Origin of the sequence: Lacrimispora amygdalina (assembly GCF_900205965.1) — a bacterium.
GTDB lineage: Bacteria > Bacillota > Clostridia > Lachnospirales > Lachnospiraceae > Lacrimispora > Lacrimispora amygdalina_A.
Window position 1 is genome coordinate 100,070 of the sequence record NZ_OAOF01000015.1, and the last position, 15,592, is coordinate 115,661.

Annotated in this window: 13 protein-coding genes; 8 read left to right on the forward strand and 5 right to left on the reverse strand. The window is 42.7% G+C overall.

Annotated elements, in window-relative coordinates; all coding sequences use genetic code 11:
• Positions 1 to 3 precede the first annotated feature (3 nt).
• The 3 genes from CRO04_RS18490 to brnQ all read left to right on the forward strand — a co-directional run bounded on the left by CRO04_RS18490 (position 4) and on the right by brnQ (position 3,585).
• Positions 4 to 999 (forward strand): ATP-binding protein, encoded by a 996-nt coding sequence (locus CRO04_RS18490; protein WP_097005720.1) that lies wholly within the window; start codon positions 4 to 6, stop codon positions 997 to 999.
• A 90-nt stretch (positions 1,000 to 1,089) separates the two neighbouring features.
• On the forward strand, positions 1,090 to 2,268 hold the full coding sequence (locus CRO04_RS18495) for a ribose-phosphate pyrophosphokinase (protein WP_097005721.1): 1,179 nt from the start codon (positions 1,090 to 1,092) through the stop codon (positions 2,266 to 2,268).
• 12 nt (positions 2,269 to 2,280) lie between these two features.
• Positions 2,281 to 3,585 carry a branched-chain amino acid transport system II carrier protein gene (gene brnQ / locus CRO04_RS18500; RefSeq protein WP_097005722.1) on the forward strand — a complete coding sequence of 435 codons (1,305 nt, stop codon included), beginning with the start codon at positions 2,281 to 2,283 and terminating at the stop codon, positions 3,583 to 3,585.
• Between the two features lie 51 nt (positions 3,586 to 3,636).
• Here brnQ and CRO04_RS18505 read toward each other — a convergent pair whose 3' ends face one another.
• The 3 genes from CRO04_RS18505 to asnS form a co-directional block, all read right to left on the reverse strand.
• The gene (locus CRO04_RS18505; protein ID WP_097005723.1) at positions 3,637 to 5,499 is read right to left on the reverse strand and encodes an ATP-binding protein; all 1,863 of its coding nucleotides are present in this window, start codon (positions 5,497 to 5,499) and stop codon (positions 3,637 to 3,639) included.
• 2 nt (positions 5,500 to 5,501) lie between these two features.
• Positions 5,502 to 6,572 carry a metallophosphoesterase family protein gene (locus CRO04_RS18510; protein WP_097005724.1) on the reverse strand — a complete coding sequence of 357 codons (1,071 nt, stop codon included), beginning with the start codon at positions 6,570 to 6,572 and terminating at the stop codon, positions 5,502 to 5,504.
• A gap of 166 nt (positions 6,573 to 6,738) precedes the next feature.
• The gene (gene asnS / locus CRO04_RS18515; protein ID WP_097005725.1) at positions 6,739 to 8,130 is read right to left on the reverse strand and encodes an asparagine--tRNA ligase; all 1,392 of its coding nucleotides are present in this window, start codon (positions 8,128 to 8,130) and stop codon (positions 6,739 to 6,741) included.
• 245 nt (positions 8,131 to 8,375) lie between these two features.
• Here asnS and CRO04_RS18520 point away from each other — a divergent pair, with 245 nt between their 5' ends.
• The 5 genes from CRO04_RS18520 (at position 8,376) to CRO04_RS18540 (ending at position 12,635) form a co-directional block, all read left to right on the forward strand.
• Positions 8,376 to 9,650 (forward strand): glucose-1-phosphate adenylyltransferase, encoded by a 1,275-nt coding sequence (locus CRO04_RS18520; protein ID WP_097005726.1) that lies wholly within the window; start codon positions 8,376 to 8,378, stop codon positions 9,648 to 9,650.
• Positions 9,647 to 10,768, forward strand: a complete 1,122-nt coding sequence (gene glgD / locus CRO04_RS18525; protein WP_097005727.1) for a glucose-1-phosphate adenylyltransferase subunit GlgD — start codon at positions 9,647 to 9,649, stop codon at positions 10,766 to 10,768. The genes CRO04_RS18520 and glgD overlap by 4 nt, the downstream gene beginning before the upstream one ends.
• Before the next feature lie 26 nt (positions 10,769 to 10,794).
• On the forward strand, positions 10,795 to 11,082 hold the full coding sequence (gene spoVG / locus CRO04_RS18530) for a septation regulator SpoVG (protein WP_097005728.1): 288 nt from the start codon (positions 10,795 to 10,797) through the stop codon (positions 11,080 to 11,082).
• Positions 11,083 to 11,216: 134 nt separating this feature from the next.
• Positions 11,217 to 12,203 (forward strand): diaminopimelate dehydrogenase, encoded by a 987-nt coding sequence (locus CRO04_RS18535; protein ID WP_097005729.1) that lies wholly within the window; start codon positions 11,217 to 11,219, stop codon positions 12,201 to 12,203.
• A 21-nt stretch (positions 12,204 to 12,224) separates the two neighbouring features.
• The gene (locus CRO04_RS18540; protein WP_097005730.1) at positions 12,225 to 12,635 is read left to right on the forward strand and encodes a DUF3783 domain-containing protein; all 411 of its coding nucleotides are present in this window, start codon (positions 12,225 to 12,227) and stop codon (positions 12,633 to 12,635) included.
• A 156-nt stretch (positions 12,636 to 12,791) separates the two neighbouring features.
• Here CRO04_RS18540 and CRO04_RS18545 read toward each other — a convergent pair whose 3' ends face one another.
• A complete protein-coding gene (locus tag CRO04_RS18545) occupies positions 12,792 to 13,541 on the reverse strand; it encodes a phosphotransferase family protein (RefSeq protein WP_097005731.1) in 750 nt (249 codons plus the stop codon).
• Positions 13,542 to 13,670: 129 nt separating this feature from the next.
• Complete coding sequence (gene glgB / locus CRO04_RS18550; protein WP_097005732.1) at positions 13,671 to 15,581, reverse strand: 1,4-alpha-glucan branching protein GlgB; 1,911 nt, start codon at positions 15,579 to 15,581, stop codon at positions 13,671 to 13,673.
• Between the last annotated feature and the right edge of the window lie 11 nt (positions 15,582 to 15,592).

Sequence of the window (15,592 nt, forward strand, 5' to 3'; positions counted from 1 at the left end):
GCTATGGCACTGAGCAATTCACAATATGACGCCATCATGCGGGCTTACGGGCAGCAGCAGTTGAAGAACCGGCATGAACAGGAAAAGCGGATTGCACAGGTTTATTTAAAAATACCTGTAATAAAGGAACTTGACGATTCCATAAGTACAAGAGCCGTGGCATGTGCCCGCAGGCTTTTAGACGGAGATAAGGAAGCTCTAAAGGAGCTGAGAGATGAAATCGCGGATTTACGGGAACAGAAGACGGTTCTTCTTAAATCCTCCGGGTATCCCGCAGATTATATGGAGATGCAGTATTTATGTCCCGACTGTAAGGATACCGGCTATGCAGATGGAATAAAGTGCCATTGTTTCCGACAGTCGGAGATGAGATATTTATATGCACAGTCCAATATTGAACAGATTATTGCAGTAGAGAATTTTGAAACATTTTCTTATGAGTACTTTGATAATACCAGAGTAATCCCGGTTTTAAACAGGACAGTAAAACAGTATATGATGCAGGTAACGGAGACCTGCAAAAATTTTGTAAAAGACCTTCCGAAAGAGCATGGAAATCTTCTGTTTACAGGACCTACCGGTGTAGGAAAGACGTTTTTAACCAACTGTATCGCCAAAGAGCTGATTGACCGTTTTTATTCCGTGATTTATTTATCCGCCAATGATCTTTTTGAAGTGTTTTCCAAGAATCGTTTTGATTATCAGGATGAGGAAGATATGAAAGGAATGTATCAATACATTCTCGACTGTGACCTTTTAATCATCGATGATCTTGGTACAGAGTTAAATAACAGCTTTACCTCTTCCGAACTTTTCTACTGCATTAATGAGCGGCTTAATTCATCAAAATCGACGATTATCTCTACCAATCATCCGATTAATGAATTACGGGACCGTTATACAGAACGGGTTACTTCCAGACTGATCAGCCGTTATACGGTAATTCCGCTCTACGGAGATGATATCCGAATCAGGAAAAAATCCAAACGTGGAGAATGACAAAAACTATCCGATTAACTTGACTATTTTCGCGCATAATGTTATAAAAGAACCGTTGCAATGCATAAGGACACGTTGGAGGAGAAACGAATGCTTTACGAAGAGAAAACGATAGAAACCATTCCGGTTGGACCATTGGGCTTAATTCCTTTAAAAAGCTGCAAGGAACTGGGAGAAAAAGTAAATGATTATCTGGTGGAATGGAGAAAGGACCGGGAAAGTGAACATAAGTCTACCATCGCTTTTTCCGGTTATCAGAGAGAGAGCTATATCATCGGAGCCACCACCCCCAGATTTGGAACCGGAGAGGCGAAAGGAACACTGCAGCAATCTGTGCGTGGAGATGACCTTTATATCATGGTTGACGTCTGTAATTACAGTCTGACCTATTCTCTGTGTGGGATGACCAACCACATGTCCCCCGATGATCATTTTCAGGATTTAAAACGTGTGATCGCAGCATCTGCGGGTAAGCCCAGACGCATTAACGTGATTATGCCTTTCTTATATGAGAGCCGACAGCATAAGCGTTCCAGAAGAGAATCCCTTGACTGTGCATTAGCGCTTCGTGAGCTTGTAAATATGGGTGTAGAGAATATTATTACGTTTGATGCTCATGATCCCAGAGTTCAGAATGCGATTCCATTAAAGGGGTTTGAGACGGTTCAGCCAATTTATCAGTTTATCAAATACTTATTAAAAGAAGAGAAGGAACTGGATATTGACAGTGAGCATATGATGGTAATCAGCCCTGACGAAGGCGGTATGGGACGTGCTGTGTTCTTCGCCAATGTGTTGGGACTTGATATGGGTATGTTTTACAAACGGCGCGATTATACGCAGATTGTGAATGGACGCAATCCAATTGTTGCACACGAATTTCTGGGAAGCAGCGTAGAAGGTAAAGATGTAATTATTGTGGATGATATGATTTCCTCTGGCGAAAGTATGCTTGATGTTGCAAAAGAACTGAAACGGAGAAAGGCAAAAAAAGTATTTGTCTGTGCTACCTTCGGACTCTTTACCAACGGCCTTGCAAAGTTTGATGAATATTATGAAAATGGCTTGATCGACAGGATTTTAACCACTAATCTGGTATACCAGACACCGGATCTTCTGTCCAGACCTTATTATATTAATGTTGATATGAGCAAATACATCGCTCTTATCATTGATAATTTAAACCATGATGCCTCCCTGAGTCCACTCCTCAATCCAACTACAAGAATTAACCGTCTGCTGGAGCGCTACCGCGCTGGAGACCGTTAATACCAAAGGGGGATTATGGAACGATTAACAAAAGAAAAATTAGTTTTAGCGGGATTAACGGTATTCTCCATGTTTTTTGGAGCAGGAAACCTGATTTTCCCCCCTTTTTTAGGCGCATCAGCGGGAATGTCTGTGTGGATTGCGGTAGCTGGATTTGCAGTAACCGCGATTGGTTTTCCAGTTTTAGGCGTGGTGGCAGTAGCGCAGTCCGGCGGACTGGATAAACTGGCTGGTCGGGTTCATCCTAAATTTGCATTTATATTTACCCTGTTAATTTATTTATCCATCGGACCCTGCCTTGCAATTCCCAGAACTGCAAGTACATCTTTTGAGATGGCAGTGGTACCCTTTCTGAAGGCAGGAAGTGCCACTGGCTGGATGCAGTTTCTATATTCCGTGGTATTTTTTACCATAGCCTTTGCCGTTGCCTTAAAACCTGACAAGCTGACGGAACGGCTGGGAAAGATACTGACTCCCATACTTTTGGTACTGATCACAGTGATCTTTGCCGGCTGCCTCCTACATCCGGCAGGCACTTATGGACAGTCAGCCGAAACTTATCAAAAAGCCCCGTTTGTCAAAGGATTTCTGGAAGGCTATATGACGATGGATACCATTGCGGCTTTGAATTTCGGAATTATTATATCTTTGAATATTAAAGCCATGGGTATCCGGAAAGAAGCAGATGTGGTTCGCGAGACCATTAAAGCCGGCTTTTTTGCCGGAGGGATCCTTCTGTTGGTTTACAGTGCCTTATCTCATGTAGGTGCAGTGACCGGAGGAGCATTTGGTGTTACAGAAAATGGTGCGCAAACCCTGAATCAGGCGGTACAATTCTTATATGGGAAAGCAGGTCTTGTTCTGCTTGCGGCTGTTTTTTTTATCGCATGCCTGAATACGTGTATTGGACTGATCAGCTGTTGCAGTAAGTACTTCTGCACGATTATACCCAAAGTGGGATACCGGACATGGGCTTTTTTGTTCGCTTTCATCAGCCTGATTATTTCTAATGCAGGACTTAATAAGATACTGGAGATATCCGTTCCAGTCTTAAATGCTCTATATCCGATCTCAATCGTACTGATCATCCTTTCCTTTGCGTTCCGGGATGGGAGACGTTGGAGAGCAGTCTATGTCTGCTCCATGGGATTAACAGGAATCACGGGGGTGCTGCTGGCATTGGAACAGGCAGGAGCAGAATTTTTACATGGTATGCTTTTCGATCTTCCGCTTTATTCAGCTGGGCTTGCCTGGATATGTCCGGCTATCTTGGGAATTATAATCGGATCTGTGATTGATTTTGTTAAAAATATATGATTAATATAAAGAAATCCCTGAAAGAGATTTTCGTCTCTCTCAGGGATTTCTTTATATTTCAACTAAATGATAAGGCATTAAGTTTGCGGTCAGCATCTGTGCTTCCCGCTGATGGCAGGTGAATATAATAATCTGATTACTATATGTACCTGACAGCCATTTTAATCCAGTTTTTAACCGATCGTCATCATATAGGACAAAGCTGTCATCAAAGATAAACGGCATTTTTTCATCACCGGTCTGAATCAGAGTGGCTGCAGCCAGACGAAGAGCCAGATAGACCTGATCCATGGTTCCGCTGCTGACCTGCTCTAAAGGAACCAGTTTGGTTTTGGTATTTAAAAAAATATTTAAGTTTTCATCTACACTCATGCTGGTATAGATCCCGCCGGTAATTCCTGAGATTAAATCAGAAGCTGCCTTATTTAAGTAAAGACCGAACGAGTCGCGGATGGAGGAAGATAAGCTGGTCATGGTTTCTAATGCTAAGTCCACAGCAGCGATTTCCTCCCGGATACGGTCGTTTTCAGCTATAATATGCTTTAGTCCCTCCGCCTGGGTTTTACAGCCGGACAGATGATCCAGTTTCTTTTCCAGCTCCCACTGGTTTTTTTGCTGTGTCTCTATGGTTTCTCCGCATCCTTCCAGCTTTTTATTAAGTTCTTCAATCTCAACCGCCTTCTGGTTAATGGCTGCTTCCGATTTGGAGACGGCAGAACACAGTCGTGTGAATTCTGCCATGCGGTTTTGAAATGCCTGCATGGAATCCTGTGTAATATCGGTTTCTTCTAAATGCCTTGACAGGATCTCCTGAAGAATCTTGCCGCTCATTTCCATATCCTTTTGATGGTGGCGGATCCTTAAAAACAGGATTAAGCCAATCAGGTAGAATATAAGAGCACCGCTTACAAAAATACTCAGAAGCAGGATGAGATCAATGCCATAATACGCAGAGAAATAATTGGATTCACCTAAATAATAAATAATCCCCGTGCTGCACAGTAAAAGGGTTGCAACAATCAGTGATACAGCAGAAGCGATCTTTTTCAGCTTGCGGCTGCATGCTGTCTGCGCCGCCATATATTCTTCATAATGCTCCTGCGCCTTTCTGGAACATGACTGAATGGATTCGTGGTCAGTAAACTGGTTGCTTGTGAGAACCTGCCGGCCTCTTGCTACTTTTTTAATCAGCTCCTCTTTTTCCGTCTGGCGCTCTTCTAAGTCAGCCTTCATATCCTGACGTAGCTTCTGGTAGGACTTAATCTGGTTCTCGTACTCAGGAGCTGAGATTTCTTTCTCAATATTGCGGATTTCACTTAATAATGAGGTATAAGTGCGTGCTGCTTCCGGAACCATCTGCGCTTCCAGCTCTTTTTTCTGGGATTTTAAACAAGCCGCTGCTTTGGTAATATTAAGTGCAAGGTTGCCTGTTGTATTTAAGTTGGCAATATAATTTTTCAGTTCTGTGACCATACCTTCGTCGGTGGCACTTTTTAACTGCCCGATACTGATGGTGTTGATGTAGGAGGTTTCGCTTAAACCGCAGAGAAGATCATCTAGGAATGATTTTGTCGGTTCAATTTCCCGTCCTGCAGTTTCATCTACGATCTTAAACTCTTTCTTATTCTTCTGAAAAGTCCGCTCGATCCGGTAGATATGTTCCTTATGTTCTACACGGATCTGTCCTTCATAGGTTCCGCTGTTTTCCCATGGTTCAAATCGGGAGTAAAGATCATTTCTCGATGCCCTTCCCCTCTGGCGTTCAATTCCAAAGAGCATGCTGCGGATAAAAGTATGGATTGTGGATTTACCTGCCTCATTTTTTCCATAAACAATGTTGATTCCATCATGAAACGTTAAATTCCTGCCATGGAACTTTCCGAATCCATTGATGTAGATGTCCAGTATTTTCATGGTCAGCTCCTTTCATCCGTAGTACGAAGCAAAGCATTGATACCGTAATAGAGTGCTTTTTTTTCCACTCCGCTCATCTCTGGTTTCTGAAGTGCCTGAATAAAAAAACCGATCATGTCACTGGGGTGTTCGGCAAAGAGAGCGGAAAAATTATACTGTGGTTCTGATTCATCAATCATTTCAAGAATCTTAAACCGGGTAGAAAGCATGTCTAAATCAAATGTAATATCCGGATCCCTCATGCCTCGTATGCGGAACCGATAGATATTCTCTATGCCCCGGTTCTGGATTTCCTGTGTAATTTTCATAGCAAGTTCTGTATTGGTGGTGGCTGGGGTGACATTGACTGCAAGAGAGATGTACTGAAGCTTTGCGAGAGGAATGAATTTCAGGGAGGTTACCATACGGGTTACCTCGTTGATCTCCCCAACCATCATGCCGTGGTGTCCTGATTCTGTCTTATCCAGGGGTTCTGGAGAACCTGCAAAAGCCATACGGTTTTCAATAAGAATCTCAGGGCGGTGGATGTGTCCCATGGCGATGTAAGAAAAGTCCAGGCTCGACATGGCGCCTTTATCAAAGGGGATATGGTTGGCATCTCCTCCGTGGCCTAAAAGAACATGAATTCTACCGTTATTAGGTACCTTTAAGTGGTCAAGACGATTTTCCGGTATCTCTACAGAGTGATAACTGAAACCATAGACCTCTGTATTAATTTCCTTAAAATAAACGCTTTCCAGCTCTTCTCCCATGAGATAAGTTACATTCGGTGCCCATGTAAAACTTAAAAGAGCAGAGTTATTCCGAATGCGGTCATGGTTTCCGGCTATAATGACCACACGAACACCCGGAATGGTTGAAAATAAATAATTAATCTCTTTTAAATCTCTGGCAAGGGGCTGTCGGTGGAAGAGATCACCGGAAATAAAAAGACAGTCGGCTTCCATAGTCTTCGCCTGATTCACAGCCTTTGCGAATGTATCTTTAATGTCCTGGTAGCGCTCCCGGCTCCAGGGCTTATCACTGTCGGGGCTCATACCCCAGTGTACATCTGCAATATGTATAAATTTCATCACTCAATACCTCACTGGTACAGCACTGTATGAAGGAATCAGATGTTTGCTGTACGTATCCTCTTTCATAGACTTGGAACCACATATAAAAGAAATTCATAATTCCCTCTATATATGGTTCCTGTATAAAGAGGCTGTCTGGTTGATTGGCAGCAGCCTCAGCGGCCTATAGTTCGCAGTTGTTAACGGTTCTTGGGAATGGAACCACATCACGGATATTGGCCATACCGGTTAAATACATAACACAGCGCTCAAAACCAAGTCCGAATCCCGCATGTCGGGTGGAACCGTATTTTCTTAAGTCAAGGTAGAAATCATAATCCTCTTTTTTCAGGCCCAGCTCGTCCATACGTGCTGTAAGCTTGTCTAAATTGTCTTCTCTCTGGCTACCGCCGATAATCTCACCGATACCGGGAACCAGGCAGTCTACGGCAGCAACGGTCTTATTGTCCGGGTTCATTTTCATGTAAAATGCTTTGATTTCCTTTGGATAATCCGTGACAAATACCGGCTTTTTAAATAGCTGTTCTGTTAAATAACGTTCATGCTCTGTCTGTAAGTCACAGCCCCAGAATACTTTATAGTCAAATTCTTCATTGTGTTTTTCTAATAGTTCAACTGCTTCCGTATAGGTCACATGGGCGAATTCAGAATTCAATACATGGTTCAGCCTGTTTAACAGTTCCTTGTCCACAAACTGGTTAAAGAAGTTCATCTCTTCGGGAGCATGCTCCAGAACATAACGAATCACATATTTCAGCATGGATTCTGCCAGTTCCATATCATCCTGCAGATCTGCAAATGCCATCTCAGGCTCAATCATCCAGAATTCTGCAGCGTGCCGGGTTGTATTGGAATTTTCTGCACGGAAGGTAGGACCAAAGGTATAAACGTTTCGAAAAGCCATGGCATATGTTTCTGCATTCAGCTGTCCGCTTACGGTTAAATTGGTAGGCTTTCCGAAGAAATCCTGAGTAAAGTCTACCGTTCCTTCTTTGGTCATAGGAATATTCTTTAAGTCCATAGTTGTTACCTGGAACATCTCTCCTGCACCTTCACAGTCACTGCCTGTGATGAGAGGAGTGTGTACATAAACGAAATCCCGTTCCTGAAAAAACTGATGGATGGCATAGGCGATGAGAGAACGCACCCGGAAAACTGCCTGAAACGTATTCGTCCTTGGACGCAGATGTGATATAGTTCTTAAATATTCAAAGGAATGGCGCTTTTTCTGAAGGGGATAATCCGGGGCAGAGGAACCTTCAATGTCGATTTTTGCGGCCTGAATTTCAAACGGCTGTTTGGCTTCCGGTGTCGGAACCAGGGTTCCGGTGACGATAATTGCAGCACCAACATTCAGCTTGGATATATCTGAAAAGTTTTCCATAGAATCATGATAAACGACCTGAAGTGTTTCAAAATAGCTGCCGTCATTTAACACGATGAATCCGAAGGTTTTGGAATCCCTTAAGCTTCTTACCCAGCCTCCGATTGATATCTCTTTATTAAGAAAAACATCTTTGTCTCTATATATTTGTCTTACTGTGGTTAAATCCATAATGGCTTCTCCTTTTACATGTTCGCATACTTAATAAGATTATACTGTATTTCCGGCCTTGATTCAAGGGGGATGGGGGGCAAAAACTACTGATAAATGCTAAAATGTAAAAGAAAAGACAAAAGCATGAAAAATGTCGGAAAATGCACAAAAAAATAACACAATAATTCAAAAATTTGTTCACTATTCTACGAATGTATGTTATAATGCTAGTACAATAAATATCAACAGCAAGAGGTGATAACGTGATTAAAAAAGAGATGATTGCCATGCTTCTTGCAGGCGGTCAGGGCAGCCGGTTAGGTGTTCTGACCCAGAAGGTGGCAAAACCCGCAGTATCATTTGGTGGAAAATATCGTATTATCGATTTTCCGCTCAGCAATTGCATTAACTCAGGAGTCGATACAGTAGGGGTCCTGACTCAGTATCAGCCATTACGTTTAAACACTCATATCGGGATAGGTATTCCATGGGACTTAGACCGTAACGTTGGTGGTGTCACGATTCTGCCTCCCTATGAAAGAAGCAAGGGAAGTGACTGGTATACCGGTACAGCCAATGCCATCTATCAGAACCTGGAGTATATGGAGACCTATAACCCGGATTATGTTATTATCCTTTCAGGGGATCATATTTATAAGATGGATTATGAGGTAATGCTTGAGTATCATAAAGCCAATAATGCTGATATCACTATTGCTGCCATGCCAGTTCCTATTGAAGAAGCCAGCCGATTTGGAATTCTGATCACCGATGAGAATAACAGGATTACAGAATTTGAGGAGAAGCCGGCGAACCCCAGAAGCAATCTTGCTTCCATGGGTATCTACATATTCAGCTGGAAGGTTTTAAAGGAAGCCTTAATCCGTATGTCTGATGTTCCAGGCTGTGACTTTGGCAAACATATCATACCTTACTGTTTTGAGTCCGGAAACAGGGTGTTTGCCTATGAGTATAACGGCTACTGGAAAGACGTAGGTACCTTAAGTTCATACTGGGAAGCAAATATGGAACTGATTGATATCATTCCTGAGTTTAATCTTTATGAAGAGTATTGGAAGATTTATACGAAGAGTGATATTATTCCGCCTCAGTATGTAGCAGGAGAGGCGGTCATTGACCGGAGCATCATCGGAGAAGGAACTGAAATCTGGGGAGAGGTTCATAATTCCGTAATTGGTGCCGGTGTAGTAATTAAATCAGGAGCTGTAGTTGAAGATTCCATTATTATGAGGGAATGTACAATTGGGGAGAACACCAGGATCCGGAAAGCGATCATTGCTGAGAATGTTATTGTCGGCGCAGATTGTGAACTGGGAACAGGTGAATTTGCGCCCAGCAAATACGATCCCAAGGTTTATCAGTCCGATCTGGTGACCGTTGGGGAAAATTCTATCATACCAGACAATGTTAAGGTGGGTAAGAACACAGCAATTGTTGGTGAGACCAGACCGGAGGATTATCCGGACGGAGAGCTGACAGGCGGTGACTACATCATAAAGGCAGGTGGTATGAGATGAGAGCAATAGGAATTGTATTAGCAGGCGGTAACAGCAAAAGAATGAGAGAACTTTCCAATAAGCGGGCCATTGCCGCTATGCCCATTGCAGGGAATTACCGGAGCATCGATTTTGCGCTCAGTAATATGACAAATTCTCATATACAGAATGTGGCGGTTCTGACCCAGTACAATTCCAGATCTCTTCATTTGCATTTAAGTTCCTCAAAATGGTGGGATTTTGGAAGAAAGCAGGGAGGCTTGTTTGTATTTACTCCCACAATTACAGCAGAAAGCAGTGACTGGTACAGGGGAACAGCCGATGCCCTTTATCAGAATCTGATATTCTTAAAAAACAGTCATGAGCCTTATGTGGTTATCGCAGCTGGGGATGGAATCTATAAGCTGGATTATGGAAAAGTCCTGGAATATCATATTGAAAAGAAGGCTGATATTACCGTTGTCTGCACAGAACTTCCGGCAGGGGAAGACACCACCCGCTTTGGAATTGTGAAGACCAATGACGACGGAAGAATCACAGAATTTGAGGAAAAACCAATGGTTGCTTCCTCCAATACAGTTTCCTGCGGGATTTATGTAATCCGCAGACGTCAGCTGATTGAGTTAATTGAACGGTGTGCCATGGAAGACCGGTATGATTTTGTCAGCGACATACTGATCCGCTATAGGAATTTAAAAAGAATATATGCCTACCGAATGAATACATACTGGAGAAATATTGCATCTGTGGAGTCTTATTATAAAACCAATATGGACTTTTTAAAACCGGAGGTCAGGGATTATTTCTTCCGGCAGTATCCGGATGTTTATTCGAAAATTGACGATCTGCCACCGGCAAAGTACAATCCCGGTGCTGCTGTGAAAAACAGCCTGATATCCAGCGGCAGTATCGTAAATGGAGTGGTAGAAAGCTCTGTTTTATTTAAAAAGGCATATATCGGTAACAACTGTGTCATCAGGAACTCCATCATTTTAAATGATGTTTATATAGGGGACAATACAGTGATAGAAAACTGTATCGTGGAAAGCCGGGATACGATTCGGGCCAACACCACCTATATAGGAACGCCAGACAATGTAAAAATTGTCATAGAAAAAAACGAGAGATACACATTATAGGAAATGTGACGGGAAGGGGCTTTAACATGCAGATTACAGACGTAAGAGTTAGACGCATCGAAAAAGAGGGTAAGATGAAAGCGATTGTATCCATAACATTGGACAATGAATTTGTGATTCATGATATTAAGGTAATTGAAGGAGAAAAAGGCTTGTTTATTGCCATGCCAAGCCGCAAGGCTGCAGACGGGGAATACCGGGATATTGCACATCCCATTAATTCCGGAACCCGGGATATGATCCAGAGAGTGATTTTAGATAAGTATGAGACTACAGCTCTTGAGATGCCGGAAGTCGCAGCAGCACTTGCTTAAGTAACTATAGACGTTTGGTCCGCAGCCCACCGGCTGCGGATTTTTTCATGCTGAATAAATAAAAAACAGGATTTACACAAGACATCCTGTAAACTATAATAGAAAGTAATAATTTTGGGAAAGGCAGATGAATTATGACAATTAAAATAGGAATCTTAGGCTATGGTAATCTTGGAAAAGGAGTGGAATGTGCTATCCGTCATAATCAGGATATGGAACTTTCAGCAGTATTTACCAGAAGAGATCCTGAATCGATCCGTATTCTTACACCTGAAGTTAACGTTTATCCAGTCGAAGATGCTATTTCAATGAAAGATATGATTGACGTTCTGATACTGTGTGGGGGAAGTGCGCTGGATCTTCCGGAGCAGACACCCAGGTTTGCCAGATATTTTAACGTGGTGGACAGCTTTGATACCCATGCAAAGATTCAGGAACATTATGAAAGGGTAGATGCAGAGGCCAGAAAAGGGAACAAAACAGGGATTATATCCGTAGGCTGGGATCCGGGAATGTTTTCTTTAAACCGCCTGTATGCAGGAGCTATATTACCAGGTGGTCATGATTACACATTCTGGGGTAAGGGCGTCAGCCAGGGACATTCCGATGCCATACGTAAGATTGAAGGTGTAAAAGACGCAAGACAGTACACGATTCCGGTAAAAGAGGCTATGGAGGCAGTGAGAAGCGGAAAGAATCCGGAACTCACCACCAGACAAAAGCATACCCGTGAGTGTTTTGTAGTATTAGCGGAAGGTGCGGATCAGGAAAAGATAAGACATGAGATTGTGACCATGCCCAATTATTTTTCAGATTATGATACAGAGGTTCACTTTATCAGTGAAGATGAACTGATGCGCGATCACAAGGGCATTCCACACGGCGGATCAGTTATAAGGACTGGAAGAACCGGCTGGGAAGATGAGAACAGTCATGTGATCGAGTACGGTTTAAGACTTGACTCAAATCCGGAATTTACCGCGTCTGTACTGATCGCGTATGCCCGGGCCGCATATCGGTTCAATATAGAAGGGAAGAACGGGTGCAAAACGGTATTTGATATCCCGCCATCATATTTAAGCATATTAAGCAGTGAAGATCTGCGCAGACAGCTGCTATAGACAACAACAGGAGGATACGAAATGCCAGTGAAGAAGGAAATGGTTTTATACTACTGCCCGGAAAAGGAAGGTCAGAAAGGGAATAATACCAGGGTTGCCAGGTTAAAAGCAGTTCTGGTCCAGATGGGAATCCGCATTAAGAATATTTCCCCGGATCAGACGAACCTGACGATTGGTTATCTGGCGGGATTTGAGGGTTTTGAGGAACAGCCTGCAGGCAGATGTCCGGTCGTTGAGGAAGAGATTCTGGTTATGAAGAATTTTTCCAGCAGGCGGATTGATGAACTACTGATGAATTTAAAGCGGTCAGGAGTATCCAAGATAGCATTAAAGGCTGTAATAACAGATACCAACTCAAAATGGAGTTTTTACGATTTGTATCAGGAGCTTAAAAAAGAGCATGAGACTATGTCTGGCAAAGAAGAGTCATGAAACGGATTATAACGTATTATCCAAAGCCCTATTATCTTCGGATGACTGTGGGCTACCTTTCCAACCGTCAGTCAGATATTATGAAATGGTTATGGCACAATATGACTCATAGAAAGGGAACGGACGATTTAATGTCCATTCCCTTTCTACCCCAAGTTATTGATAATCACATACTCCGGCCCACTTATTCAGAAGCTCCGCTTCCTCCGGCCTTTTTTTGGAAAGCTGGGCAGCTGCCACAATGGGAAGCCAGGACTGAACATACTTTTTAGCAGTTCCCGTTTTCTTACAGAACAGGTTCATATACATATCCGCCTTATTCTGATCCTGGATACAGAACAGCAGATAAGTTCTTGCAACGTCTGCACTGGCATTACCCTGAGTGGCATGTACCCAGTCCAGAACATACATGGTTCCATCGCTCTTTACAATAATATTGGAGGGGTTAAAATCGCCATGGCAGAGCTTGGTGTGTTTTGGCATGCTGTCTAACTGTGTGCGCATGTCATATCGGGTTACGTCACCAAGTTCATCAATATCCTGAATCTGTTTGGATATCTTATCCTTGAGTTTGTTTAAATGGGGACAACGCTTAGACATGACATTCAGATGAAGATCTACCATCTGCTCCATATATTCCGGCAGTTTCTCCGGATTCTCATCCATGAGCTGCTGGAGGGTCTTGCCTTCTATAAAATCAAAGGTAATGGACCACTTGTTTTCAAAAACACCGACTTCCAGTACTCGTGGAACATGAATACCGCCGATTTCTTCTACTCTGGCGCTGATGAGTGCTTCGTTTAAAACTTCAGCCTTTGGAAATTCAGCGTTAAAAACTTTAATTGCCTTTTCACCATCATGAAAGACCTTTTTTGTTGCTGTTGTAGCGATTAATTCTGCTGCCATATGAACCTCTCCTTCCATCTCTGAGTCTAGCATATTAAGTAATTTTATACTTATATTTTACTACTAAATAACGAAAAAGTATAGTGATTTATAGAAAAATATATAAAAAATAACCAAATAATTTGCAAATCAAAAACAAAATATAGCGGCACCAAATGCTGGAAGCGGATAAGCAATGGAATAAGTCTGGCCATCCCATGGAGTCTTCTCAGATTTAAAATCCGCAGTGGATTCTTTTTTTTCATACAGCCCGTGTGATGTATCAAGTACAAGAGTATACTTTCCGGGTTTTGGTACGCCTACCCGATAATCGGGGCGTTTGACAGGAGTGAAATTCAAGACAAACAACAGGCTGTTTTTGTTTCCTTTTCCATGCCGGATAAAACTGAAAATGCTATGTTCATTGTCATTGGCATTGATCCAGGAAAATCCCTCCCATATATAGTCGTTATTATAGAGTGCAGGAAATTTCCGGTACAGATGGAGAAGATCACGGACATAATTATTCAGATCTTCACCAAGAGGTTCTTTAGCCAGATACCACTCAAGAGAATCTTTTTCATCCCATTCATGGAACTGGCCGAAATCCTGTCCCATAAAAAGCAGTTTTTTCCCGGGGTGTCCAATCATAAAAGTATAGCCAAGCTTTAAATTTGAAAACTTATCCTCAAGAAGTCCAGGCATTTTATTAATCATGGAACCTTTTAAATGGACTACTTCATCATGTGACAATACAAGTATATAATTTTCACTGGTAAAATATGTAAGTCCAAAGGTCATCTTATGATGATTATATTTTCTGAAATAGGGATCCAGTTTCATGTATTCCAGGAAATCGTGCATCCAGCCCATGTTCCACTTAAAAGTAAAACCAAGTCCGGAATTCTCGGGCTGATCTGTTACTTTAGGCCATGCAGTAGACTCTTCAGCAATGACAACAGCGCCCTTTCCCCGTTCCTTTATTACACTGTTTAAGTGTTTAAAAAACTCAATGGCTTCAAGGTTTTCATTCCCTCCGTTACGGTTTTCAACCCACTCACCGCTGCTGCGTCCATAATCCAGATACAGCATGGAAGCAACGGCATCCACTCTCAGCCCGTCTATATGATATTTTTCCACCCAGTAAAGAGCATTGGCAATAAGAAAATTATCCACCTCATATTTGCTGTAGTCAAAGACTTTAGTTCCCCAGTCAGGGTGTTCCCCTTTGCGCGGGTCTGCGTATTCGTAACAGGCTTCCCCATCGAATTCGGAAAGTCCGTGAGCGTCTTTGGGAAAATGTGCCGGAACCCAGTCAAGAATAACTCCTATACCATGCTGATGCATGTAATCAACAAAATACATAAATTCGTCCGGTGTTCCGTACCTGGAAGTGGGAGCGTAATAACCGGTTACCTGATAACCCCAGGAGCCGTCGTATGGGTGCTCTGCAATACCCATAAGTTCGATATGGGTATAGCCCATATCTTTCACGTACTCTGCCAGTTCGCAGGCAGCCTCTTTGTATGTATAATAGCCTTCTTTTTCTTCCCGGTTTTTTCGTTTCCAGGAGCCCAGATGAACCTCATAAATACTTAACGGTTCAGACAGCAGATTCTGATTTTCCCGCTTTTTAACCCAGGCCTGATCGTTCCATGCATATGTGGATAAATCGGCTGTGACAGAAGCGGTCTGAGGGCGGAATTCTGCATGAAAGGCATAGGGATCTGCTTTAAAAAGAATTTTTCCACTGGAAGTAGTTAAAGAATATTTGTACAGATGGCCCAGTCCCACTCCCGGAACAAATACCTCCCAGATTCCGGAATCGGCCAGGGGGACCATGGGATTTAAGTCGGGGTTCCATCCATTGAAATCTCCGACTACCCCAACCTGACTGGCGTGAGGTGCCCAAACGGCGAAATACATCCCTTGTTTTCCGTTGTATGTTCTCGGATGAGCGCCCAGTTTTTCATAAATTTCGTAATGACGGCCGTTGTTGTATAAATAACGGTCAAGCTCTGTAATAAAACCTGTTTCCAATTCATTTGTTACATTCTCCATTTGCTCACCCC

Bases quoted from the DNA above. Each gene is read 5' to 3' on its own strand.
- CRO04_RS18490 (WP_097005720.1), top strand. From the start codon at position 4: ATGGCACTGAGCAATTCACAATATGACGCCATCATGCGGGCTTACGGG.
- CRO04_RS18495 (WP_097005721.1), top strand. From the start codon at position 1,090: ATGCTTTACGAAGAGAAAACGATAGAAACCATTCCGGTTGGACCATTG.
- CRO04_RS18505 (WP_097005723.1), bottom strand. From the start codon at position 5,499: ATGAAAATACTGGACATCTACATCAATGGATTCGGAAAGTTCCATGGC.
- CRO04_RS18510 (WP_097005724.1), bottom strand. From the start codon at position 6,572: ATGAAATTTATACATATTGCAGATGTACACTGGGGTATGAGCCCCGAC.
- asnS (WP_097005725.1), bottom strand. From the start codon at position 8,130: ATGGATTTAACCACAGTAAGACAAATATATAGAGACAAAGATGTTTTT.
- glgD (WP_097005727.1), top strand. From the start codon at position 9,647: ATGAGAGCAATAGGAATTGTATTAGCAGGCGGTAACAGCAAAAGAATG.
- spoVG (WP_097005728.1), top strand. From the start codon at position 10,795: ATGCAGATTACAGACGTAAGAGTTAGACGCATCGAAAAAGAGGGTAAG.
- CRO04_RS18535 (WP_097005729.1), top strand. From the start codon at position 11,217: ATGACAATTAAAATAGGAATCTTAGGCTATGGTAATCTTGGAAAAGGA.
- CRO04_RS18540 (WP_097005730.1), top strand. From the start codon at position 12,225: ATGCCAGTGAAGAAGGAAATGGTTTTATACTACTGCCCGGAAAAGGAA.
- CRO04_RS18545 (WP_097005731.1), bottom strand. From the start codon at position 13,541: ATGGCAGCAGAATTAATCGCTACAACAGCAACAAAAAAGGTCTTTCAT.
- glgB (WP_097005732.1), bottom strand. From the start codon at position 15,581: ATGGAGAATGTAACAAATGAATTGGAAACAGGTTTTATTACAGAGCTT.